Genomic DNA, 21,560 nt, shown 5'->3' with positions numbered 1-21,560 from the left:
CCCCTTTTCGGGATCATGCTGAGTACCCGCTGCAACTGTGTTGGGACGGTTGCAGCACACCACCCTTATTTTCTGCTATCACACAATTACGGAGGCCGTTATGGCACCTCGCGTTCTCGTTTCGGATAAATTGTCACCAACCGCAGTGCAGATCTTCAAAGATCGCGGCGTTGAAGTGGATTATTTGCCGGATCTCGGAAAAGACAAAGAAAAACTGCTCGAAGTTATCGGCCAATATGATGGTCTGGCGATCCGTTCCGCTACCAAAGTGACCGATAAGCTGATTGCAGCAGCAAAGAATCTAAAAGTGGTTGGCCGCGCCGGTATTGGTGTGGATAATGTGGATATTCCTGCTGCCTCGCGCCGCGGTATCATCGTGATGAATACGCCTTTTGGTAATTCGATCACCACTGCGGAACATGCGATTGCGCTGATGTTTGCTGTTGCCCGCCAATTGCCGGAAGCTGACCAGTCAACCCGCGCCGGTAAGTGGGAAAAGAACCGCTTCATGGGTGTGGAAATTACCGGCAAGACGCTCGGTGTCATCGGTTGCGGTAATATCGGTTCGATTGTTGCAACCCGCGCCATTGGCCTCAAAATGCATGTGGTGGCTTTCGATCCGTTCCTCTCGGAAGGTCGTGCGGAAGAGCTGGGCGTTGAGAAGGTCGAGCTGGACGATCTGCTGGCACGCGCTGATTTCATCAGCCTGCATACGCCGATGACCGATAAGACCCGCAATATCATTAATGCTGAAAACATCGCCAAGATGAAAGACGGCGTGCGCATTATCAATTGTGCCCGTGGTGGTCTGATTGTTGAAGCTGATCTGGTTGCAGCCCTGAAATCGGGCAAAGTCGCCGGTGCCGGTATTGACGTGTTTGAAGTAGAACCGGCAACAGAATCCGAATTGTTCAATCTGCCGAATGTGGTTTGCACGCCGCATCTTGGTGCTTCCACCTCTGAAGCGCAGGAAAATGTGGCGCTACAGGTTGCCGAGCAGATGGCTGACTATCTGATCAAGGGCGCTGTTACCAATGCGATCAATATGCCTTCGATCACTGCGGAAGAAGCACCGCGCCTCAAACCGTTTGTAAAACTGGCTGAAGTACTGGGTGCCTTTATCGGTCAGGTAACGGATGAGCCTATTCAGGAAGTGGAAATCCTGTTTGACGGTTCCACAGCAGCCATGAATACCCGTGCGCTTATGAGTGCTGCGCTTGCCGGTCTGATCCGTCCGCAGGTCTCCGATGTCAACATGGTATCGGCACCGGTGATGGTGAAAGAACGCGGTATTATCGTATCAGAAGTGAAGCGCGATAAATCCGGCGTGTTCGACGGTTACATCAAGATCACTGTGCGCACGACAACCCGCACCCGCTCGATTGCCGGCACCTGCTTCTCCGATGGCAAGCCGCGCTTTATCCAGATCAAAGGTATTAATCTGGATGCGGAAGTTGGTCAGCACATGCTTTATACGACCAATAATGACACGCCGGGCATGATCGGCTGGCTGGGTACAGTTTGCGGTAATCACGGTGTGAATATTGCGAACTTCTCGCTTGGTCGTGAGCGCATGGGCGGCGATGCGATTGCGCTTCTCTATCTGGATGAGCGTATTCCGGATGCGGTTCTTGATGTGTTGCGTGCCAATGAAGCCATTGTGCAGGCACGCCCGCTGGTCTTTGATATCGCTGCGGATTGATTAGAGAGCGAACTCTGATTATCTAAAATGAACAGGCATCCCGGAAAGCGTTTTGTGCTTTTCGGGATGTGCTTTATCAACTGACGGGAAATTGACGAGTCATTCCGTCATATGAATAAAGGCAATGATTATGTCTGAGAATAAAGCGCCGCTGACTGCTGACTGGCGGCTGATGCAGCCATCCGACTTGTCGGAAGTGCATGATATGAGCTGCATTGTGCATCCGGATTTTCCTGAGGATCCGGCGATTTTTGCTGACCGGCTGAGTGTCTTTGCTGCCGGTGCTTTTGTGTTGCAGGGCGACAAACAATTGCTCGGTTATAGTTTCAGCCATCCGTGGTTGCGTTTTTCCGCACCGGCGCTGAACACGCTTTTACATCAGGTTCCGGAAGGCGCCGACAGTTTCTATATGCATGATGTGGCATTGCTGCCGCAGGCACGTGCATTCGGTGCCGCACGCAAGCTGGTGACACTGCTCGTGGAAACGGCCGAAGCGCATAGTTTCGACTCACTGTCGCTGGTGGCCGTGAACGGATCGCAGCCCTATTGGGAAAAACAGGGATTCTCCGTGCAGGATGTGCCGCATTTGCAGGAAAAACTGCTCAGTTACTCTGAAGATGCCCGTTTCATGATGCGCAATCTGGCAAAATAAGCCAGTTTTTGCCGGAAGAGGTACGATTTCCGGCAATCGGGAGTCGCACTTTTTGTTGTGACGCTGTATAGAAGCTCACGTTCTGTAAAAAATACGGGCTTGCATAAGCACGTGTTTTAGAAAGAGCGGGCCTAAAGCGGCATGTGTCACAGGCTCGATTCAAATTCCAAACAAGCTGTACATTCTGTACTGAGGAGTTTTCTTCATGGCTAATGTGATCGTCGTCGGCTCGCAATGGGGCGACGAAGGTAAAGGTAAGATCGTTGACTGGTTGTCGGAACGCGCTGATGTAATCGTGCGTTATCAGGGCGGCCACAATGCCGGTCATACTCTGGTGATTGACGGTGTAAGCTACAAGCTGGCACTGCTTCCTTCCGGCCTCGTACGCGGCAAACTTTCCGTTATTGGTAACGGCGTTGTCGTCGACCCGCATCATTTCGTGACAGAAGTTGAAAAGCTGCGTGCACAGGGCGTTGAAGTGACCCCTGAAGTTCTGCGCATTGCTGAAAATGCTCCTTTGATCCTGTCTCTGCACCGCGAACTGGATGCGATCCGTGAAGACGGTTCTGCCGGTCTGAAAATCGGCACCACCAAACGCGGTATCGGCCCTGCTTATGAAGACAAGGTTGGCCGCCGTGCCATCCGCGTGATTGATCTGGCTGAGCCTGAAAGCCTGCGTCCGAAAATCGAACGCCTGCTGACCCATCACAATGCGCTGCGTCGCGGTATGGGACTTGCCGAAATTTCCGTCGACAGCATCCATAATGAACTGACCGAAGTTGCTGACAAGATACTGCCTTATGTGGATCAGGTCTGGAAGATTCTCGACGACAAGCGCAAAGCCGGTGCCCGTATTCTGTTTGAAGGTGCGCAGGGTGCGCTGCTCGATAACGACCACGGTACCTATCCATTTGTGACCTCGTCCAATACTGTTGCCGGTCAGGCTGCAGCCGGTTCGGGTCTTGGCCCGACAGCAATCGGTTATGTGCTCGGTATTACCAAGGCTTACACCACCCGCGTTGGTGAAGGTCCGTTCCCTTGTGAGCTGGATGATGCAATCGGTGAACATCTCTCGACCGTTGGCCGTGAAGTCGGCGTAAATACCGGTCGCTCCCGCCGTTGCGGCTGGTTCGATGCGGTTCTGGTGAAGCAGACTGTGCGCACCTCCGGTATTACCGGTATTGCACTGACCAAGCTGGACGTTCTTGACGGTCTGGACGAAATCAAAGTTTGCGTGGCTTACGAGCTGGATGGCAAGCGCATTGATTATCTGCCAGCCTCGATGGATGCACAGGCACGCGTCAAGCCGATCTATGAAACGCTGGAAGGCTGGAAAGACACAACTGCCGGTGCCCGCTCATGGAATGAGCTGCCAGCACAGGCTGTGAAATATGTTCGCTATATTGAAGAGCTGATCGGTACGCCGGTTTCCATGCTCTCCACCAGCCCTGAGCGTGACGATACAATTCTGGTAACAGATCCGTTTCAGGACTAAAATTTCTGAAATCAGTGATTTGAAAAAGGCGGGATTTCGATCCCGCCTTTTTTGCTTTTTATGCCCCTTGATTGCGCAAGCGGAGTGCTCCATGTTGATCAGGGGACGATTTCAGGGTGCTAGGGGACTTTTTAACGGTATTTTATCGTTTATGTTCGTCTGTAAGGTGTTGAATTACACAGTAAACTTTGCATTCGTTAAGACTTATGTTTAATAAAACATTCAGATTTCATCTGATTTTCTCATGAATAGGCTGATATGGCGCTGTGCAAAAGCGCTTGGAGAGGCAGATTCAGTCGCCAGTAACGGATTTGGAAGAGTATGGCAGATTTTGCAGCGGTACTGAAAAAGACAATTGATGCTCAGGAAAATCCTGATCAGGCGCTTCGTCAGCGTGTCTATGCGAAGGCCCGCTCCACGATCGAGCAGAAGCTTACGGCTGCAAATGCGCCGGACGCGGTTGCCCAGCGTCAGCGCCAGATGCTCGAAGCGGCGATTGAAGAAGTTGAAACCGATTACCGTGCTGCCGAGCGCGCTGCTGAAGAAGCTGCACAGCCGGAGCAGGCGACTGATCCGCTGGAAGATTTTCTGAAGGCGGTTCAGGAAGCCGGTGTTGCTGATGAGCAAAATACGGAACCTTCTGTCTTGCCGGATGATCCGCATGACAGCACATTGCATGGCAATACGCAGGATGACTGGCAGAATGACCGTGATGACACATCCGGTTTTGCCGAGCGCTCCTCTTATAATGATTATGATGAAGAGCCGCGCAGCCGCAGCTCCAAAGGGCTGATTGCCGGACTGATTGCAGTTCTGCTGCTTGGCGGTGCCGGTTATGCAGGCTGGACCTATCAGGATCAGATCAAGGATTATGTTTCTTCGCTCACAGCCGGTTCAACGGATAGCGGTGAGGGCACAGATGCAGGCGAAGATAGCGGTGATGAACCGGATACCGGAACAACAACGCCGCCGGAAACAACACCGCCTGCAACGAATAATGACAGTGGCGGTAATGCTGATAGCAACACAACACCGGCACAGACCAAGCCTGAAGGCGAGCAGAAACTGACCCAGCGTTTGCTGCCGGATGGCAGTGAAGTGGATGCAGGGACTTCCGGTGATAAGCCGACAGTCGGTGAGGGAACCTCCAATGCACCGGTGACAGGGACTGCTCCGGCGACCAATGGTCAGCCTGCGGCGAACACGAATACACAGGCGCAGACTATTCCGGTCGGACAGCCGGCTTTCTTCTATGAAGAACAGCGCGGCGGTGAAACATCGGCTGCAATCAAGGGTAATGTTGTCTGGTCGGTGGTGCAGGATTCACCGGGCGAAGGTGTGCCGGATGAACCGGCAATCCGTGCCGATGTCAGCTATCCGGACAGAAAAATCAATCTGCGCATGACCCTGCGCCGCAATGCGGATCAGTCAATTCCTGCAAGCCATCTGATCGAGATGATCTATACAGTGCCGGATGATTTCGACGGCGGCGTGATTGAGAATGTGCAGCGCGTGACCTTCAAGGATTCCGAACAGGCAGCAGGTAATCCGCTGGCAGCTATTCCGATGAAGATCGCGGATAACTTCTTCCTTGTGGCGCTGAATGATGCCCGTACGGCTGTTGATATGAACCTGTCGCTGATGCGCCGTCAGCAATGGATTGATATTCCGATCACCTATCGTAATGGTCGCCGTGCGCTGATCAGCATCGAAAAAGGTGTGCCGGGTGATAAGGTCTTTGATGAAGTGCTGAAAAGCTGGGGCAACACAGCACCGGCAGCCAACTGATAAGAATAAACAGGGCAAGAGCGTGTTATGAAGCTTCAACATGCTATGCTCTGTGGTAATAAAAAAACCGCCTTGTACTTTGTACAGGGCGGTTTTGATTTATGCCGGATGCTAAACGGGATATCCGCTTTTATGCAGCTTCAGCAGAGGCCATGACAGCCTCCTGTACTTTTTCAAAAGCGCGGACTTCAATCTGACGGACACGCTCACGGCTGATGCCGAATTCGGTCGACAAATCTTCAAGCGTAACCGGTTCTTCTGCCAGACGACGGGCTTCAAAAATCCGGCGTTCGCGGTCATTGAGCTTGGACATTGCTGATTCAAGCATGGTGCGGCGGCTGTTGAGCTCGTCTTCGTCAATCAGAACCTGTTCCTGAGAGGCGCTGTCATCCACCAGCCAGTCCTGCCATTCACCGCTTTCACCTTCCGAAGCGCGGATCGGCGCATTCAGAGACGCGTCGCCGCTCATGCGGCGGTTCATGGATACGACTTCTTCCTCAGAAACGCTCAGGCGGTGAGCAATTTCTTTCACCTGTTCAGGGTTCAGATCGCCGTCATCCAGCGCCTGAATCTTATTCTTAGCCTTACGCAGGTTAAAGAACAGGCGCTTCTGGTTTGCGGTGGTGCCCATTTTGACAAGGCTCCACGACCGCAGCACATATTCCTGAATCGAGGCCTTGATCCACCACATAGCATAGGTCGCGAGGCGGAAGCCGCGTTCCGGTTCAAAACGTTTGACAGCCTGCATCAGGCCGACATTGCCTTCAGAGATCACTTCACCGATCGGCAGGCCGTAGCCGCGATACCCCATGGCAATCTTGGCCACGAGACGCAGGTGACTGGTAACAAGCTTATGGGCTGCTTCCGGATCAGCATGCTCGCTATAGCGTTTTGCAAGCATATATTCTTCCTGAGGCTGAAGCATCGGGAAGCGGCGGATTTCATCGAGATATCGTGTCAGACCACCATCACCTGCGGTGATAGCCGGTAAAGTTGCACGGGCCATATAGCACCCTCCTTTTTGTGACAGGTTCCCATTGAGGCGAACCCGCGTCTGTATGATAACCATTTCAGACAGTTCGTCGCATAAAGTGAGTATATAGGAAGAATTTAGGCGAAAACACGGTCAAAGTGACAAAACACGAGAATTTTATCAAAATGACTACAGAATTAAATTTTAGAAGCGTGTTTTAATTAACATATTGAAAATCAATAATATTATTGTGGTGAAATGTCTGTAGGGAAAAAACAACCGGGAGCAAACATGCTGCCGCTCCCGATTGTTACAATTATTTAATATGGCGAACCGGTTTTAATCCGCTTTAAGACCGCCATGGCGGAAGGCTTCGAGCAGAATCTGCATATCTTCCGGCATGTCAGCCGTGAATTCCATAAATTCACCGGTCATCGGATGTTCAAAAGCCAGCAACCGTGCATGCAGTGCCTGACGATGGAAATTCTGTACGGTTGTTTTCAGTTCATCCGTCAGACGGTTAGCCTTGGTTTTATACGCGCCGCCATATTCACTATCGCCGATCAGCGGATGGCCGATATGCGCCATATGCACACGGATCTGATGGGTACGTCCGGTTTCAAGGCGGCACTCTACGAGAGAAGCGAGTGCTGTGGCATCGCTGTTCTCACCGAAACGCTCTTCAATTGTATAATGGGTGATGGCGTAGCGGGCATCTTCACGGTCTTCACGTACCACCGCCTGTTTGGTGCGGTCACGATGTGAACGGCCGAGATGGGCATCAATCGTACCGGCAGGGCGCTCAGGCATACCCCAGACCAATGCCATATAGGCACGTTCCAGCATGCCGTTACGACCGTGATCGGCAAATTGTGCGCTTAAGTTCTGATGCGCCTTGTCATGTTTGGCGACAACCAGCACGCCGGATGTGTCTTTATCCAGCCGGTGAACAATGCCCGGACGTTTGACGCCGCCGATACCGGAGAGGCTGTCACCGCAATGATGTATCAAAGCGTTAACCAAAGTTCCGGTCCAGTTGCCATTTCCCGGGTGTACAACCAGTCCGGCAGGCTTGTTGACCACAATTATGTCATTATCTTCATAAAGGAGATCAAGCGGAATGTCTTCCGGCTGTGGTTCAGCGGGTTCGGCTTCCGGAATGTGCAGTACAATCGTTGAACCTTCGCGCAATTTGTGCTTAGGCTCACTCACAGTCCGGTTGTCTACCTGTACATGGCCGGCACTTATGAGTGATTGGATGCGATTTCGTGAAAGATCAGGCGTGAGTTGAGAAGCAAGCCACTGATCCAGCCGCTTCCCTGCGGCATCTGCGTCGGCAATTAGCTCTTTCAATCGTCTCTTCCCTTCGTTATCACGCCTCGCGATATCAGTAATCGGAGACCTTAATGCAGGACCACTATTATCAAGAGCACCCGGAACAGCAGCAATATGCTGCTCAGACGTATCAGGAGCCTCAACTCGATCCGGCTATGGAACGTGTGCGTCGTAAAATGGTTCGCCTGCTGATTATATCAATCGCCATTATGGTGATAGGTCTTATGGCGGTGCTGGCTGCGGTTGTTTATAAAATCAACAAGGCACCCGATACAGCAGAAACTGAAACAGCTCAATCGGATATTCCGGGACAGGCTCCGAAAACAGACGCGCAGGCGCAGAATGCAGAAGGCAAAGCTGCCGAGCCGCTGCCAATGGTTGAATCCCAGCTGGAACTGGCTCCGGGGACACGTCTCCTGTCACAGAGCCTCTCGGGTAATCTTGTATCGCTTGAGACCCTGCTGCCGGATGGCGGTACCGAGATCATGATTTATGACTATCGCCAGTCGCGCTTTGTCGGACGTATGCGCCTCGGCAATCTCGAATAGATTTCTGTTTTGACAGATCAGCTCCGCACCGGACAGTACCGGTGCGGAGCTTTTTGTTGTCTGCAAATTTCCACTGGGCATATATTGGACATATATAAGTGCGGGATAAACTATTGCACAACAACAGTCTGGCCGGATCAGGGCTTTGCCTGACCGGTATTCATTTATAAGTTGCACATCAGAGATTCTTCATTCCTGTTGGTTTGACGAGAGTTCCAAGTTTTGTAAAAGTGACATCTGAAATCGTCACGGTTCAGTTCCGCTGATGGTGCAGACATAGTATGCGTGTTTCACCCGCAATTGCGCTTGGCGCTGTGTTTAAGGCACAGTGTCGGGTTCTATGGGGATTTTAATAATGAAAAATGATTATGAAAAACAGCTTCGTGATGCGGGTGTACGGATCACGCGCCCCAGACGGGTTATTCTGGATATTTTGTCCCAGACGGACGGACATCCGGATGCGCTGGAAATTTTCAAGCGTGCTGTTGAAGTGGATAACAGTATTTCATTATCGACTGTCTACCGGACCATGAAATTGCTGGAAGAGCAGGGGGCTATTCACCGTCATGCTTTTGACGGCGGGCCGTCCCGTTTCGAGCAGGCAGGCAATCAGCATCACGACCATCTCATTGATATGGAAACCGGTGATGTGATCGAATTTCATTCGGAAATGATTGAGAAATTACAGGAAGAGATAGCCCGATCGCTGGGTTATGAAATTATCCATCACCGTTTTGAACTCTATGGCCGCAAGCTGAAGAAATAAATTCCGACGCGTTTCAGAATTTATTTTTAAATAATGCAGTTTCGTGTGAAACTTATTGCCTGGATGGGCGTTATGAACCTTGTGAAAGGCTGACTTTCCGCCCCCTCACAAGTTCGGCCTTTCACCGACCGCGGGCACGCCCCCTAATCCCCGGTCCGCGCGCTCACGGAGCTGTTGTTCCGGAGCGCGCTATTTTTTTATGCCATCCAAGAGAATTTAAAGTAGAGCGACCTTTGTGCGCCCAACGGGGCTCTAGAGCATTTTACAGTCAAGTTGGATCAACTTGACGCCCGTGATAATGCGACCAAATAAATAATCTGGAGCGAGCGCTATGATCCAATCCGGACGTAAACCGCTCTAGAGCGCCGTGTGCCAGACTTGGCACACAAAGGCCGCTCTAACACTTTAAAATTAGAGCATAATTTTACCTTCAACTGATCCAAGTTTAAGGAATTATGCTCTAGGCGCTCTGATGCAGCAGATTTAATATTGTGCAATGGCTCATCAGCGGGCATTTCCGGCGAGCTTAAAAATCGAAATTCCGGTGGGGAATGCGCAGATAATATTCTACGCTCTTATCCTCAATCCTGTAGCAGGCTGTGCCGCTGACGGCCTGAGGAACGATCCGCAGCAAAACCGCGCTGCCGAAACGGGATGTTTCATAGGATTTTACTTTAAGGTCTGACACTTCATCATGCATGTGGTTTTCGGTAGCTAATATATCCGGCGGACGGCCGGACAGATCGTTTTCCGTTGCAGGACTTGTTTCCTTCCAGTGAATAATCAGATCCATCTCGCCTTCACCGTCCGGCTCCAGCTCCGCTGAAATCGTCAGGCTGCCATTTTCACAGGCCAGTGCGCCATAGGAGGCGGAATTGACAATCAGCTCGTGGAAAGCAAGGCCGACATGCAATGCGGCTCCGGGAAAAAGATAAACATCTTTGCCGGTAATCGTCAGGCGCGGGTCTTTGGGATGGATGTATTTTTCCAGCTGTGAATGCAGCAATTCCCGAAAGGCTGCGCCATGCCAGTTGGAATCCGTTACCAGATCCTGCGAATTGGACAGGGAATAGAGACGGCCGCGGAATTTTTGCAAGAACTGATCCACCGAGCCGGAGAACCGTGCTGTCTGCATGGCGATACTCTGAATAATGGCCAGCAGGTTTTTTGAGCGGTGGCTGACTTCGCGCAACAATATTTTGAGAACCTGTTCGCGGTGTTTCAGCTCGCTTATTTCAACGGCAGTCGTGACGATGCCGATAGTTTCTCCGCTTTCATCCTTGTCGGAATCGATGAAGAACTCGTACCAGCGGGGATTTTTCTTGTCGGGGAACGAAATTTCCAGACGTTGGGCATCGCCGGTCGCAAGTAGCTGGTTTTTGGCAGTTGTCAGTCTGGCCGCAACATCTTTAGGCATCAGGTCGCTTTCGCTGATGCCTGTGCGCCATGGCAAAAGCCAGAACTCCGGCAGATTTTCCACCCAAGTGTAATTCATATCCGTGGTTTGATAAAAAACCGAAACATTGCTGTTTCTTATGGCTCGCAACATAGAGCGCAACCGGATCTGAGCGGCACTGCTATATCCTGAAACGGGCGAAGTAGGAGCCATAGTCTGCGCTTTCTGTGCTTAAAACCGGCATAAGCTGCGGTACAGGATTGCTCCGCACAAGACAGGTTCGGGACGCGTCGCGGGCGTCCCGTTCAGATGTTTTCGGATCGGATTGCTTTTCAGCATTTATGCTTTCCTTATGATGCTGGCGATCAGTGACAGCAACAGTAAGCCGAGGAAAATAAAGAACAAAATTTGTGCTATGCCTGTTGATGCACCGGCAATACCACCAAAACCCAAAGCACCGGCGATAATGGCGATAATCAGAAAAACAACAGCATAATATAACATGTCAACCTCCTCTTGCAGGCAGGTAAAGAATTGCCCGCTTTATGGAATGACCGGATTTTTGAAGGTCATTGCATGTTAAAATAACGCCCGTTGCGGGTTTTGGTTCCGGTTAAAGCATTTTCAGCACAAATCCCTGTTCAATTTGCCAATTATGATGCTCTTGCCAGTGAACCTTCTTCAAAAAACAGCGCCTGACTGATAAGCGCCTTCACCATATCCGGATTGAACGGCTTGGTGACGAGGAAGGTCGGTTCCGAGCGCTCCCCTGTCAGAAGACGTTCCGGGAACGCGGTAATGAAGATAACCGGAATTGTATCGCTTTTGAGAATGTCATTGACCGCATCGATGCCTGAACTGCCGTCTGCAAGCTGAATATCCGCCAGAACCATCGACGGTTTTTCTGCCTTATAAAGTGTCAGCGCTTCCTGATGGGTGCGGGCGATGCCCACAACTTCATGCCCCAGAGTCTCCACCATCTGCTCAATATCCATGGCAATCAGCGGCTCATCTTCGATAATCAGAATGCGGGTGGCAACGTGGCGGGAAATCTGCTCCGAGGCCTCTGTCAGCAGAGCTGAAAAACCGGCTTCGTCTTCCTGCATGATCTCTGCGGCTTCTTGTTCATTAAAGCCTTCAACGGAAACCAGAAGGAAGGCCTGACGCGAACGCGGGGTCAGCATTGCTAGATTATTTGCGGCCCGCTTTTCCCATGCATGCTGGGAGTCGGTTTCCGGAATTTCGACAGAAGTACGGTCGAAAATACTGGAATAAAGACGATAGAGCGCTATCTTATCGGATGAGGCCTCAGGAAATACAGAAATATCATCGATCAGAGTTTCGAGAATTGCTGCAACATATGCATCTCCGGCTGACTGAGAGCCGGTCACGGCGCGCGAGAAACGGCGCAGATATGGCAAATGTGGTGCAATACGCGTGGACAATGACATTGAATGCTCCATTTATATGGGCTGATAGGATTACAGCCTGTTTATGGTTCTAACGGCTGACTATAAAAATTGTTCCTGTGTTTGGGAACTAATTATTCACGCCCGCATTATGACTTGGATACAGCGTCTCAATCGGGCAGGGTTTTAGTGCTTGAAACAGGGCCGCACCAAGGCCGCATCAAGATCACATCAGAGCCGCAACTGAGCTCTGGTGGCATTAACCGGAATACGACTGAGATGACCAACACTAAGAAACCGCTTCAGGATCAAGACAACGCTATGACCTCATTTTCGCGCGATTTTTCCGCGCAAGGCAGTTCGCAGGCAGGCAGTTTGAATAAAGGCGATGAACTGGGACCCAATTCCGAGATCGGTTCCAAATTGCGTGCTCTTTATTCCAGTATTCAGGATGAAACGATTCCTGACCGTTTTCTTGATCTTTTGGAGAAACTGGATCAGGCTGAACGTAAATCTGCTTCTCATTCAAGGAATTGACAGGAATGGCGGAGGAGAGAGACGAATTCAAGCGGCTGATGCTTGCGGCCTTGCCGGGCTTGCGGGCTTTCGCGGTATCTTTATCAGGTCAGCAGGATAAGGCTGATGATCTGGTGCAGGATACGATTATGAAAGCGTGGGGCAAGCGCGACAGTTTCGAAATGGGCACCAATATCAAAGCCTGGTTGTTTACGATTTTGCGTAATGAATTTTACAGCCAGATGCGTAAGCGCGGCCGTGAGATACAGGATACGGACGGGCTGTATACGGAACGGCTGGCCGTTCATCCGTCACAATACGGATCGCTGGATTTGCAGGATTTTCGCAAGGCTCTCAACGAATTGCCGGATGATCAGCGTGAAGCCATTATTCTGATCGGTGCTTCCGGCTTTTCCTATGAGGAAGCTGCCGAAATCTGTGAATGTGCTGTCGGCACAATCAAGAGCCGTGTCAGCCGTGCGCGTGTCCGGCTGCAGGAATTGCTCGATGTTAAAGGTAATTCCGATTACGGCCCCGATGATACGTCGTCCCAAGTGACGATGCGCTCTTTCTAAACGGTTTTTACGATCATCAGAGTGTGACCGAATGATTAGCTGTCATCCGGAGCGGAGATTTATTTGAAGATTATTGCTGTTCTCAACAGTCAAAGCGGCACTTTGCGGACGATGGATATTGATGCGTTTATTGATGACGCATGTGCTGCTTTTGCTGCCGAGGGACATGAACTGTCCTGTGTATTGACGGATGGTGATGATATTCTTGCTGCTTTGGAAAAAGCCGCACAAAATCATGATTATGATGTGCTGCTGGCCGGTGGCGGTGACGGCACGATTTCTGCGGCAGCTGCACTGGCCTGGCAGAATGATAAAATTCTGGGCGTGTTGCCAGCCGGTACGATGAACCTCTTCGCCCGCTCACTGAATATTCCGCAAAATGTTACCGAGGCCATTCACGCACTGGCAAAGGCCGGTGCTGAAAATGTTGATATCGGCACCTGCAACGGCCAGTCCTTTGTGCATCAGGTGGCAATCGGCCTGCATCCGATGCTGGTCAGATATCGTGAAAAATACAGCTATGCTTCACGGGTGGGGAAAATTCTGGCGAATTTCCGCGCTATGGGGCAGCTGATTACCCATGTACCGCGCGTGAAAGCGATTGCGGATATTGACGGGCGTGCCGTTAGAGGGGTGTATTCTGCCCTTGCCGTGTCGAACAATCCTTACGGAGACAGCGTGCTGCCCGTTGCACCGGATGTGCAGACAGGACATCTCGGCTTTTATCTGGCAAAACCTTTGCCTGTCAGTGGCATGCTTAAGCTGTTCTGGGATATTGCGCGCGGACAGTGGCGCAGTAATCTGGCAATTGAGGAAGACCATGCCCGTTCAGTTCAGCTGACAATCCTCAATCATAAAGCGCATCAGTATATGTCTGTTGACGGTGAATTACTGCCATTACCGGCCGAGCTGGATATCCGTATTCATCCGGCGGCATTGCGCGTGCTGGTGCCGCAGAGTGAGAACTGATGGGCAGAATTTGGTGAGCGCATGAAAAACACCGCACAAATCGCTTTGTGCGGTGTTGTTTATAGCCGGAGCAATCAGAGCGTGACGTGTTTAATTGTATCCACTGCGCTCTCTCTGTCTCCTTGTGTCGCGCATGTCGTTATCGGAAAACTGGTGCCACTTTTCCGCGACATGCTCTGGCAGAAAAGCTCTAAAGCGTTGCTGCTCCGGTCTCATCCGAACTGACGCCGAGTGTTTCCAGTGCAAGTTCAATTTCCCGCAGGTCCTTGTTCAGCCCGTCATCAGGATCCATGCCGCCTTCTGTTGCGGCGCGCTGGAGATCGCGCGCATCTTCCTGAAGTTTCAGAATAGCAGCAGATTTATCCAGATTGGTGAGGGACATATCTGCGAGGATCTCATTAAGCTGTGCTTTTGTTGAACTGGTCATTAATGGTCTCCTTAGGGTTTGGCTTTGCGGACTGAACTCCTTGACCCGAACATTGCGGCCCTAACACTGCGGCCCTAAAACTGCGAAGGGAGAGGGGGCGGAACTTATCCGCCCTGATCCTGCTTTTTATTGCCGGATTTTTTGTCCCGCGACAGCAATGTCACTGCAATCAGTCCTGCAAGCGGTACTGCTAAAGTTAAAAGCGGTTTCTTGAGCAAGGTCGGCACGGCGGCAACCGCTGCTGCTGTGAGCGCTGCATTGGTGTCAATGGCAGCGCGTCTTTCTTCTAGACGGCGTTTCTCGGCCTTATCCATCACGCGGTTGACGATATAGGCAAGGATCGCCAGCACCACACAGCCAGTTGTGATCATCAGAGCTGCGATAATCAGACCGTATTTCATCATGAGAATGAAAAAGACTGCGAGGAGTAGAAAGAACGCACCTGTGAGCAGCGCCACGGCCATAATCGCATAGAGAATGGCACTGCGTTTGGCACGCTGCGTTGCGGCCTGCACTTCGCTGCCGATAATGGCTGAAATGACCGGTGTGAACAGTTTCAGCATATCAGCGCCGTGTCAGAGCTGCGAAAAGATAACCGAACGCGGCCGCCAGAGCGATCGATGTGACCGGACGTTCCTGAACATAATCGGTGACCTGTTGCTCAAGGGAGCAGGCACTGTCCTTCAGGGAGCTCAGAGCATCTTCACCCTGTTCATAAATATCCTGATAGGCATCGGATGCATCTTGTCTGGCCTGATTGATTTTTCGTGAGCCCATTTCTGTCAGTGTTGCGGCAATCGATGCAATATCTTCTTTAAGCTGGGCAATCTGTGCCTGCAATTCTGCTGTGCTGTCGTCCTGAATGTCATTTACGATTTTGGTATCACGAGCCATGGATGCCTCCGGAAGCTGAAATTTCAAATGACTGAGCAATTTCATTTTCTTTGAAACTGCTCAGTCATATTGTCTGGGTTCAGAAATATAACGTGGCTTTAACGTAATGGTTCCGTGCATTCATCGCCAGAGAGCAGTTGCGGGGGCGGAAGACATTCAGCTGCCAAGGTTAATTGCCACAGTTTCCAAATTCAGATCATGCGGAAGCAGACAGGCATATGCCGGGCATAGCCTGTATTGGAAACCTGATAGAAAGTGCAGGAGTGTCAGGCAATCATAAGAATGAGAGCTGCAATCAAAATACAACCGGCTGTCACATAAAAACCGGTACGTAAGACCGCATTTTCCTGTTGTTCCGGTTCATAAGATCCCGCCATTGCGGTACGGGCGGCAGTTTCAATGGTTTGCATGTCTTTGTGCAACATCTACTGTCTCCGGAGCATGATGATATTGGTGTCAGTCAATAACGGTATGCACTACATTATGCGGCTTTAATGCGTCAGGTTTATGATTGTTCCTTGTCAGGATCTTAATATTTCCCTGATTATCGGGTTTGCGCTCAAACTTGTTTCAAATTGTCATATTATGGTTTTGCCGTTATAGTGCCCTCATAACTTGGAGCTGCGACTCACCGGAGCTGCATTGCGGATGTGAGAAATCCTTGCGACAGTGATGAAATTCGTAAAACATCCGTTTGTTTTGGTGAATAACTTCCGCTTTCCGGTCAAATAACAGCAGAATGACGGGTTTTTTTAAAACATGACTTGCGAAGTCATGTTTGATGGTTGTATTGCATAACCCGAAAAAGGCAGTTGCTGGTTGATGCAGCACATCCGCATAAATGCGGAGCAGGTTGATCCTGTACAGGCTGGAAATAATACAGGCCGGCTGTCCCTGATAATGAAATGCAGTGAGGTCGTCGCGGTGGTTAAGACAGTGTCCAAGGCAGCAATATCATTCAAGACAGGATTGTCAGCTTTCATTCTTTCCGCTTTTCTTGCGGGCGGTAATGTGCTGACACTTTCAGCGCCGGTTATGGCGCAGGAAGCGCAACCACAGCAGACTGCCCCGCAAACCTCTCCGGAAACACAATCTGCGACTCAGGCAGCGCCATCTGCTCCTGCTGCAGCGCCTGTAGCGCCAGCGGCACAGGTACCGACGTCCGCTCCGGCCACATCTTCTCCTGCCAATGAGCCTGCTGCCTCGCAGCCAGCCACAGGCACTGCTGCTCCGGCAGCAACAAATCCGGCTCCGGTCAATCCCGCAGCTCAATCCTCTCAGTCCGCGCCGTCTGCCGTAACGCCTGCGCAAACAGAACCTGCCGGTCAGCCGGTCAGTATTGCACCGGAAGCCGGTCAGTCTCAGGCTGCCGCACCGGTTCGCACCGCTGATAACGGCTTGCAGATTCCGCATGATTTGTCCCCTTGGGGCATGTTCATGGCTGCTGACTGGGTTGTTAAAGCCGTTATGATCGGTCTGGCGATTGCATCATTGGCCACATGGACAGTCTGGCTTGCCAAAACACTGGAAATTACCGGTGCCCGCAGCCGTGCCCGTCGCGCCTTGAAGGAAGTATCCCATGCGGACAATCTGGCTTCTGCAGTGCAGGCGCTGGATAAAACCCGTGGTCCCGGTGCACATCTTGTCCGTGCGGCACAGGAAGAAGTAACACAATCTGCATCTGCTGCGGCTTATGTCGGCGGGGAAGGCCTGAAAGAACGCGTTGCTTCCCGTCTCAGCCGTATTGAAGCCGGTGCAGGACGCCGCCTTGCCAAAGGCACCGGTATTCTCGCAACAATTGGTTCTGTTGCACCATTTGTCGGTTTGTTCGGTACTGTATGGGGGATTATGAATTCCTTTATCGGTATTTCCGAAGCGCAGACCACCAATCTGGCTGTTGTGGCACCGGGTATTGCCGAGGCGCTTCTGGCAACGGCGATCGGTCTTGTCGCCGCTATTCCGGCAGTGATTATTTATAATATGTTTGCCCGTTCGGTGACCGCGTATCGCCATCTGCTGGCCGATGTGAGTGCCGGTGTTGAGCGTCTTGTCAGCCGTGATCTGGATATGCGTGCAGCCCGTGACATTGTGCAGAAACAGGCAGTCCGTCAGAATGCGGCTCAGACTGTTCCGGCCACGAAAGCAGCGGAGTAAAGAAGATGGGCAGCCGTTTGCGTGAAGATGCCGGTGATGACCTGCAGGAAAGCCATGAAATCAACGTAACGCCGTTTATCGACGTGATGCTGGTGCTTCTGATTATCTTCATGGTGGCAGCGCCTCTGGCAACCGTTGATATTAATGTTGATCTGCCTGCGGCCAGTGCTACGCCGCAGCCACGCCCTGACAAGCCGGTTTATCTGACGCTGAAGGAAGATCTGAGCCTCAGCCTTGGTAATGACGCGGTAAATCGTGATTTGCTGGCGCCGACACTGGATCGTCTGGCGGCAGGCAATAAAGACACGCGTATTTTCCTCCGTGCAGACAAGACTGTCGGCTATGGCGAGCTGATGAATGTTATGAACCTGCTGCGTGAGGCCGGTTATCTCAAAATCGCGCTGGTCGGTCTGGAAACGCTTGGTGCGGGTGATGCAACCGGTGCGCCTGCAGCGGGATCACCGGCAGGTCAGCCTGAAGCTCAAAGCTCGGGTCAGACTTCGGGCCAGAATGCAGGAGAGTGAGACGTGAAGGAATTACCGATCGATCATCCGCCGGTTCGGGGTATGAAAAACGGTTCCGCAGTTGAACCGTCATCTGGTCTCTGGAAAGATATGGTGCGCTGGCTGGGTGCCGGTGCCGCCGTGTTGATGGCACATGCAGCCGGTGCTTATGCCCTACATGCATCGGTGCCGGAAATGGTGCCGGATGGTGAGCCGCCTGCAGCGATTATGATGGAGCTTGATCCGGTTCCTCAGGCACCGGAAGTGGAAGAAGATTCCATTGCGCCTTCTGCCGAGGCTTCCCAAAATCCCGATGAAGCTGAAATCGAACCGGAAAAACCGGTTGAACAGGTTGAAGAAGTAACGCCTGAAGAACCTGTTGAAGAGCCTCAGGAAGTGGCTGAAGCTGAGCCGGTAGACGAAGAAGTTCCGGAAATCATTGAAGCGCCGAAGCCTGAAGTGGTTCTGCCGAAGGTTGTTGAAAAACCTAAGGTCGAAAAGAAAGAACCAAAGCAGGAAAAGCCTAAAGAAAAGCCGAAACCTAAGGAAAAAGCCAAGAAAACTCAGAAAGCTGAGCAGACACAGGCCGCTTCCGCACCGCAAATCAATGCGAAGAATTCTTCCCGCGTTGCAGCCAATGCCAATCGCCAGAGCTCGGCATCTGCCGGTGTCAGTTCGGCAAAATGGCAGTCGAAAGTGCAGGCACATCTTGAGCGTAAGAAACGCACAGCACAGCGCAAGCTTGGACGCGGCGATAAAGGCATTGTGCAGATTGCTTTTGTGATTGATGCAGGGGGTAATGTATTGTCTGCCCGTATTTCGGGGACATCAGGCAATCCGCAAGTGGATCAGGCTGCTTTGACAGCTGTGAAAGCGGCTTCACCGGTTCCGGCACCGCCACCGGCAATGGCAGCTGCACGGATTCCGTTTCAGGTGCCTTTCAAATTCAACTGATATAAGAGCATAAAAAAGCCCCGCATGAGTTTCATGCGGGGCTTTTTAATTTCAGCTTTACAGCACTCTTATTTATGGCCGGTTGAGCCAAAACCACCGGCACCGCGTTCGGTTACGCCGACTTCTGAGCGTTCTTCAATTTCAACCTGCACAACAGGAGAGATCACCGCCTGCGCAATGCGCATGCCGCGCTTGATGCGGAAATCATCATCACCGAGATTGATCAGCAGGACTTTGACTTCGCCGCGGTAATCGCTGTCGATGGTGCCCGGAGTGTTCAGGCAGGTGATGCCATGTTTGAAAGCCAGACCGGAGCGCGGACGGATTTGCGCTTCATAACCTTCTTCCAGTTCAAAAATCAGGCCGGTCGGCACAAGTGTACGGCGACCCGGCAGCAGCACGATCTGGCGGTCTTCCGGTACGGCAGCACGCAGATCAACACCAGCAGAACCTGATGTTTCATAGGCTGGCAGATCAAGGCCTGCAGCATGTTCAAGACGGACAATTCCGAGCTTCGGGCGGCTGGATGATGAAGGGGAATTGGCAGACATGATAAACCCTTTTCAGCAATATATGATTTAAAATGAGCACTAAACATATTGAGGCTCTTTTTGAAAGAGCCGTATGCTTTTTTCAAAAATAATTAGAGCGGTTCCGGTTAGTATTGCATCGGTAGAACCGCTCTAACTCTTTGTTTTACGCGTATCTTATTCGAAAACCGCTTCGCACTTTTCGGGATACGCTTTAGGGGCTCTTTTCTTATGGTGTGTAACCGAAAAGCGGGATTTCCGTGCTGTCCTTAATTTCTTCCATTACGAAGGACGCAGAGACATCTGACAGCGGCACACGGGTGATGAGTTTCTGATAGAGCCGGTCATAGGCTTTCATATCTTCAATGCGGGCACGGATAATATAATCAAGATCCCCGCTCATGCGATAAACGCCGACAACCTCTGTTAGCGATGTGACTGCCGCGCGAAATTGTTCCAGCCATTTCGGATCATGATTGCTGGTTCTGATCAGCATGAAAACGGTGAGGCCAAGGCCGAGCTTGTCGGCATCCACGATTGCAACACGGCCTTTGAGAATGCCGTCATCTTCCAGCCGCTTCAGCCGCCGCCAGCATGCATTGCGCGACAGGTGGATACGGGCGGAAAGCGCGTCTACCGATAGAGTGGCATCTTTCTGTAATTCCTGAAGGATGCGGCGGTCTGTTTCGTCTATATTATGTGTCATATAGGGATAATTGTCCCAAAGATTTGTATTATCAAGGATTTTTTGAGACAAAATATGCGTTTGACGGTGTTAGTATTTTAAATCAGAAACCTATCTTGCTGATTTTAAAATTGATAACGGGGAAACTCATGCAAACCAAAATTTCACGTCTGTTTACGGAACATCCGGCATCCGTCAACGAAACTTATTTTGAGCATATGGCTTTTGCGGGCAAATTTTCATTCAAGCTTTTTGCAGCTGCTTTTGCAGCTCTGATCCATGCAATTTTGCCATTTTTATTCGACAAAACAGCCAGCACTATTGTCGCGAAGCTTTACGCCAAAACGCATAAGCGCGCGGCTGAATAGTGAATTGTTAACTATAGTGGCGGAAGATCACTGTTGTAACCGGCTATAAATAACGGCAGGTTCCTATCTTTCGCTCACTTGTCAGAGTGTGTTTCATGTGCCGCTGGGCTGCGTATTTCGGATCTGATCTGTATCTTGAAGATATTATCACTTCGCCTTGTCATTCGCTGATCGCGCAAAGCCATCATGCGACTGAGGCGAAAACCGCGACCAATGGCGATGGCTTTGGCGTGGCGTGGTACGGCACGCGCGAGGAGCCGGGATTATACCGCGATCTTCTGCCTGCATGGTCTGACCAGAATTTGCGCAGTCTTGCGCGCCAGATTAATTCGCGCCTGTTTCTGGCGCATGTGCGTGCTTCCACCGGTGGTGAAACCAGCCGTGCAAATTGCCATCCGTTCGTGTTTCAGCGCTGGAGCTTTATGCATAATGGTCAGATCGGCAGTTTTGACCGTTTGCGCCGTCCGCTGGAGAGTTTGCTGCCGGATGCGCTTTACAGCCACAAGTCAGGTTCGACCGATTCAGAACTCTTCTTCCTGCTGATGCTGCATTTCGGGCTGGATGATGATCCGCTCCGTGCTCTGACGCGCACTGTCGAGACAATTTATGAGGCTGCGGAAAGTGCAAAAGTGCCGCCTTTTATCCGGCTGACAGCAGCATTCTCGGATGGTCATTCACTGTTTGCAGTGCGCTATGCCAGCGATACTTATGCACCAACGCTTTACACCGCCAAAATGGCATCCTCTACGGGAATATGTGTTGTGTCTGAGCCGCTGGACGGTGTTGCTGAAAACTGGATGGCGGTGCCGCGCAATAGTTTTGTGACTATTAACAAGCCCAATCATATCTGCATTGAGCCGTTTATGGACGAGCAGTCTGTAGTGAAGCCTGCCGCAACGCTTGCTGTTGTGGCAGGCTAAT

The 21,560-nt window shown here is 51.3% G+C and carries 25 protein-coding genes; 14 read left to right on the top strand and 11 right to left on the bottom strand.

Annotated features, from left to right (window positions below; genetic code table 11):
- Window positions 1-100 precede the first annotated feature (100 nt).
- From serA to LDL70_RS13080, 4 genes are all read left to right on the top strand, one after another.
- A complete protein-coding gene (serA, locus tag LDL70_RS13095) occupies window positions 101-1,702 on the top strand; it encodes a phosphoglycerate dehydrogenase (protein ID WP_022710547.1) in 1,602 nt (533 codons plus the stop codon).
- Between the two features lie 130 nt (window positions 1,703-1,832).
- The gene (locus LDL70_RS13090; RefSeq protein WP_225685252.1) at window positions 1,833-2,354 is read left to right on the top strand and encodes a GNAT family N-acetyltransferase; all 522 of its coding nucleotides are present in this window, start codon (window positions 1,833-1,835) and stop codon (window positions 2,352-2,354) included.
- 205 nt (window positions 2,355-2,559) lie between these two features.
- A complete protein-coding gene (locus LDL70_RS13085; protein ID WP_022710549.1) occupies window positions 2,560-3,849 on the top strand; it encodes an adenylosuccinate synthase in 1,290 nt (429 codons plus the stop codon).
- Between the two features lie 321 nt (window positions 3,850-4,170).
- Window positions 4,171-5,637, top strand: coding sequence for a transcriptional regulator (locus LDL70_RS13080; protein WP_225685251.1), 1,467 nt, complete (start codon window positions 4,171-4,173; stop codon window positions 5,635-5,637).
- 130 nt (window positions 5,638-5,767) lie between these two features.
- Here LDL70_RS13080 and rpoH read toward each other — a convergent pair whose 3' ends face one another.
- Together rpoH and LDL70_RS13070 are read right to left on the bottom strand one after the other, a co-directional pair.
- Complete coding sequence (rpoH, locus tag LDL70_RS13075) at window positions 5,768-6,643, bottom strand: RNA polymerase sigma factor RpoH (protein WP_022710551.1); 876 nt, start codon at window positions 6,641-6,643, stop codon at window positions 5,768-5,770.
- Between the two features lie 306 nt (window positions 6,644-6,949).
- Window positions 6,950-7,963, bottom strand: a complete 1,014-nt coding sequence (locus LDL70_RS13070; RefSeq protein WP_116089028.1) for an RluA family pseudouridine synthase — start codon at window positions 7,961-7,963, stop codon at window positions 6,950-6,952.
- A gap of 53 nt (window positions 7,964-8,016) precedes the next feature.
- Between LDL70_RS13070 and LDL70_RS13065 the strand changes: the two genes are divergently transcribed.
- Window positions 8,017-8,493 carry a hypothetical protein gene (locus tag LDL70_RS13065; protein WP_075657321.1) on the top strand — a complete coding sequence of 159 codons (477 nt, stop codon included), beginning with the start codon at window positions 8,017-8,019 and terminating at the stop codon, window positions 8,491-8,493.
- Window positions 8,494-8,833: 340 nt separating this feature from the next.
- On the top strand, window positions 8,834-9,259 hold the full coding sequence (locus LDL70_RS13060) for a Fur family transcriptional regulator (protein ID WP_028233722.1): 426 nt from the start codon (window positions 8,834-8,836) through the stop codon (window positions 9,257-9,259).
- 526 nt (window positions 9,260-9,785) lie between these two features.
- On the opposite strand, the gene LDL70_RS13055 is transcribed toward LDL70_RS13060, so the two are convergent.
- From LDL70_RS13055 to LDL70_RS13045, 3 genes are all read right to left on the bottom strand, one after another.
- The gene (locus LDL70_RS13055; RefSeq protein WP_225685250.1) at window positions 9,786-10,808 is read right to left on the bottom strand and encodes a sensor histidine kinase; all 1,023 of its coding nucleotides are present in this window, start codon (window positions 10,806-10,808) and stop codon (window positions 9,786-9,788) included.
- 186 nt (window positions 10,809-10,994) lie between these two features.
- Window positions 10,995-11,159: a DUF1328 domain-containing protein gene (locus LDL70_RS13050; protein WP_022711298.1), complete on the bottom strand. Its 165-nt coding sequence runs from the start codon at window positions 11,157-11,159 to the stop codon at window positions 10,995-10,997.
- A gap of 149 nt (window positions 11,160-11,308) precedes the next feature.
- Window positions 11,309-12,106, bottom strand: a complete 798-nt coding sequence (locus LDL70_RS13045) for a response regulator (protein WP_225685249.1) — start codon at window positions 12,104-12,106, stop codon at window positions 11,309-11,311.
- Between the two features lie 279 nt (window positions 12,107-12,385).
- Here LDL70_RS13045 and LDL70_RS13040 point away from each other — a divergent pair, with 279 nt between their 5' ends.
- The 3 genes from LDL70_RS13040 (at window position 12,386) to LDL70_RS13030 (ending at window position 14,124) form a co-directional block, all read left to right on the top strand.
- Window positions 12,386-12,601 carry a NepR family anti-sigma factor gene (locus tag LDL70_RS13040; RefSeq protein WP_033316082.1) on the top strand — a complete coding sequence of 72 codons (216 nt, stop codon included), beginning with the start codon at window positions 12,386-12,388 and terminating at the stop codon, window positions 12,599-12,601.
- A gap of 5 nt (window positions 12,602-12,606) precedes the next feature.
- Complete coding sequence (locus LDL70_RS13035) at window positions 12,607-13,155, top strand: RNA polymerase sigma factor (RefSeq protein WP_022711295.1); 549 nt, start codon at window positions 12,607-12,609, stop codon at window positions 13,153-13,155.
- Between the two features lie 63 nt (window positions 13,156-13,218).
- Complete coding sequence (locus LDL70_RS13030; protein ID WP_225685248.1) at window positions 13,219-14,124, top strand: diacylglycerol kinase family protein; 906 nt, start codon at window positions 13,219-13,221, stop codon at window positions 14,122-14,124.
- A 190-nt stretch (window positions 14,125-14,314) separates the two neighbouring features.
- Here the strand turns inward: LDL70_RS13030 and LDL70_RS13025 are convergent, their stop codons facing one another.
- From LDL70_RS13025 to LDL70_RS13010, 4 genes are all read right to left on the bottom strand, one after another.
- Complete coding sequence (locus LDL70_RS13025) at window positions 14,315-14,551, bottom strand: hypothetical protein (RefSeq protein WP_022711293.1); 237 nt, start codon at window positions 14,549-14,551, stop codon at window positions 14,315-14,317.
- 104 nt (window positions 14,552-14,655) lie between these two features.
- Window positions 14,656-15,114 (bottom strand): hypothetical protein, encoded by a 459-nt coding sequence (locus LDL70_RS13020; protein WP_116089025.1) that lies wholly within the window; start codon window positions 15,112-15,114, stop codon window positions 14,656-14,658.
- 1 nt (window position 15,115) lies between these two features.
- A complete protein-coding gene (locus LDL70_RS13015; RefSeq protein WP_028233720.1) occupies window positions 15,116-15,445 on the bottom strand; it encodes a YqjD family protein in 330 nt (109 codons plus the stop codon).
- A 266-nt stretch (window positions 15,446-15,711) separates the two neighbouring features.
- Window positions 15,712-15,870 (bottom strand): hypothetical protein, encoded by a 159-nt coding sequence (locus tag LDL70_RS13010; RefSeq protein WP_022711290.1) that lies wholly within the window; start codon window positions 15,868-15,870, stop codon window positions 15,712-15,714.
- A 475-nt stretch (window positions 15,871-16,345) separates the two neighbouring features.
- Here LDL70_RS13010 and exbB point away from each other — a divergent pair, with 475 nt between their 5' ends.
- Genes exbB through LDL70_RS12995 form a run of 3 tightly spaced genes read left to right on the top strand, consistent with a single transcriptional unit; the run spans window position 16,346 to window position 19,056 of the window.
- Complete coding sequence (gene exbB / locus LDL70_RS13005; RefSeq protein ID WP_225685247.1) at window positions 16,346-17,599, top strand: tonB-system energizer ExbB; 1,254 nt, start codon at window positions 16,346-16,348, stop codon at window positions 17,597-17,599.
- 5 nt (window positions 17,600-17,604) lie between these two features.
- Window positions 17,605-18,123 carry a TonB system transport protein ExbD gene (exbD, locus tag LDL70_RS13000; RefSeq protein ID WP_151160231.1) on the top strand — a complete coding sequence of 173 codons (519 nt, stop codon included), beginning with the start codon at window positions 17,605-17,607 and terminating at the stop codon, window positions 18,121-18,123.
- A gap of 42 nt (window positions 18,124-18,165) precedes the next feature.
- Window positions 18,166-19,056 carry a TonB family protein gene (locus LDL70_RS12995; protein WP_370637835.1) on the top strand — a complete coding sequence of 297 codons (891 nt, stop codon included), beginning with the start codon at window positions 18,166-18,168 and terminating at the stop codon, window positions 19,054-19,056.
- Between the two features lie 68 nt (window positions 19,057-19,124).
- Here LDL70_RS12995 and dut read toward each other — a convergent pair whose 3' ends face one another.
- Together dut and LDL70_RS12985 are read right to left on the bottom strand one after the other, a co-directional pair.
- Window positions 19,125-19,607, bottom strand: a complete 483-nt coding sequence (gene dut / locus LDL70_RS12990) for a dUTP diphosphatase (RefSeq protein ID WP_225685245.1) — start codon at window positions 19,605-19,607, stop codon at window positions 19,125-19,127.
- Window positions 19,608-19,815: 208 nt separating this feature from the next.
- Complete coding sequence (locus LDL70_RS12985; protein ID WP_220160292.1) at window positions 19,816-20,292, bottom strand: Lrp/AsnC family transcriptional regulator; 477 nt, start codon at window positions 20,290-20,292, stop codon at window positions 19,816-19,818.
- A gap of 128 nt (window positions 20,293-20,420) precedes the next feature.
- On the opposite strand from LDL70_RS12985, the gene LDL70_RS12980 reads away from it, so the two are divergent.
- Complete coding sequence (locus LDL70_RS12980; RefSeq protein ID WP_022711284.1) at window positions 20,421-20,639, top strand: DUF6356 family protein; 219 nt, start codon at window positions 20,421-20,423, stop codon at window positions 20,637-20,639.
- A gap of 95 nt (window positions 20,640-20,734) precedes the next feature.
- On the top strand, window positions 20,735-21,559 hold the full coding sequence (locus LDL70_RS12975) for a class II glutamine amidotransferase (RefSeq protein ID WP_116089021.1): 825 nt from the start codon (window positions 20,735-20,737) through the stop codon (window positions 21,557-21,559).
- The last annotated feature ends 1 nt before the right edge of the window (window position 21,560 follow it).

This window comes from Pseudochrobactrum sp. XF203 (genome assembly GCF_020341615.1).
Classification (GTDB): Bacteria; Pseudomonadota; Alphaproteobacteria; order Rhizobiales; family Rhizobiaceae; genus Pseudochrobactrum; species Pseudochrobactrum saccharolyticum.
This window is presented reverse-complemented; position numbering and strand designations above follow the sequence as displayed.

What these genes read in the sequence shown, in the direction of transcription:
- LDL70_RS12995 (WP_370637835.1), top strand. Translation starts at nt 18,166, where the DNA reads ATGAAAAACGGTTCCGCAGTTGAACCGTCATCTGGTCTCTGGAAAGAT.
- LDL70_RS13060 (WP_028233722.1), top strand. Translation starts at nt 8,834, where the DNA reads ATGGGGATTTTAATAATGAAAAATGATTATGAAAAACAGCTTCGTGAT.
- LDL70_RS13050 (WP_022711298.1), bottom strand. Translation starts at nt 11,159, where the DNA reads ATGTTATATTATGCTGTTGTTTTTCTGATTATCGCCATTATCGCCGGT.
- LDL70_RS13015 (WP_028233720.1), bottom strand. Translation starts at nt 15,445, where the DNA reads ATGGCTCGTGATACCAAAATCGTAAATGACATTCAGGACGACAGCACA.
- LDL70_RS12975 (WP_116089021.1), top strand. Translation starts at nt 20,735, where the DNA reads ATGTGCCGCTGGGCTGCGTATTTCGGATCTGATCTGTATCTTGAAGAT.
- LDL70_RS13040 (WP_033316082.1), top strand. Translation starts at nt 12,386, where the DNA reads ATGACCTCATTTTCGCGCGATTTTTCCGCGCAAGGCAGTTCGCAGGCA.
- LDL70_RS13045 (WP_225685249.1), bottom strand. Translation starts at nt 12,106, where the DNA reads ATGTCATTGTCCACGCGTATTGCACCACATTTGCCATATCTGCGCCGT.
- exbB (WP_225685247.1), top strand. Translation starts at nt 16,346, where the DNA reads ATGAAATGCAGTGAGGTCGTCGCGGTGGTTAAGACAGTGTCCAAGGCA.
- exbD (WP_151160231.1), top strand. Translation starts at nt 17,605, where the DNA reads ATGGGCAGCCGTTTGCGTGAAGATGCCGGTGATGACCTGCAGGAAAGC.
- rpoH (WP_022710551.1), bottom strand. Translation starts at nt 6,643, where the DNA reads ATGGCCCGTGCAACTTTACCGGCTATCACCGCAGGTGATGGTGGTCTG.
- LDL70_RS13065 (WP_075657321.1), top strand. Translation starts at nt 8,017, where the DNA reads ATGCAGGACCACTATTATCAAGAGCACCCGGAACAGCAGCAATATGCT.
- LDL70_RS12980 (WP_022711284.1), top strand. Translation starts at nt 20,421, where the DNA reads ATGCAAACCAAAATTTCACGTCTGTTTACGGAACATCCGGCATCCGTC.
- LDL70_RS12985 (WP_220160292.1), bottom strand. Translation starts at nt 20,292, where the DNA reads ATGACACATAATATAGACGAAACAGACCGCCGCATCCTTCAGGAATTA.
- LDL70_RS13020 (WP_116089025.1), bottom strand. Translation starts at nt 15,114, where the DNA reads ATGCTGAAACTGTTCACACCGGTCATTTCAGCCATTATCGGCAGCGAA.
- LDL70_RS13055 (WP_225685250.1), bottom strand. Translation starts at nt 10,808, where the DNA reads ATGTTGCGAGCCATAAGAAACAGCAATGTTTCGGTTTTTTATCAAACC.
- LDL70_RS13090 (WP_225685252.1), top strand. Translation starts at nt 1,833, where the DNA reads ATGTCTGAGAATAAAGCGCCGCTGACTGCTGACTGGCGGCTGATGCAG.
- dut (WP_225685245.1), bottom strand. Translation starts at nt 19,607, where the DNA reads ATGTCTGCCAATTCCCCTTCATCATCCAGCCGCCCGAAGCTCGGAATT.
- LDL70_RS13080 (WP_225685251.1), top strand. Translation starts at nt 4,171, where the DNA reads ATGGCAGATTTTGCAGCGGTACTGAAAAAGACAATTGATGCTCAGGAA.
- LDL70_RS13010 (WP_022711290.1), bottom strand. Translation starts at nt 15,870, where the DNA reads ATGTTGCACAAAGACATGCAAACCATTGAAACTGCCGCCCGTACCGCA.
- LDL70_RS13085 (WP_022710549.1), top strand. Translation starts at nt 2,560, where the DNA reads ATGGCTAATGTGATCGTCGTCGGCTCGCAATGGGGCGACGAAGGTAAA.
- LDL70_RS13035 (WP_022711295.1), top strand. Translation starts at nt 12,607, where the DNA reads ATGGCGGAGGAGAGAGACGAATTCAAGCGGCTGATGCTTGCGGCCTTG.
- LDL70_RS13025 (WP_022711293.1), bottom strand. Translation starts at nt 14,551, where the DNA reads ATGACCAGTTCAACAAAAGCACAGCTTAATGAGATCCTCGCAGATATG.
- serA (WP_022710547.1), top strand. Translation starts at nt 101, where the DNA reads ATGGCACCTCGCGTTCTCGTTTCGGATAAATTGTCACCAACCGCAGTG.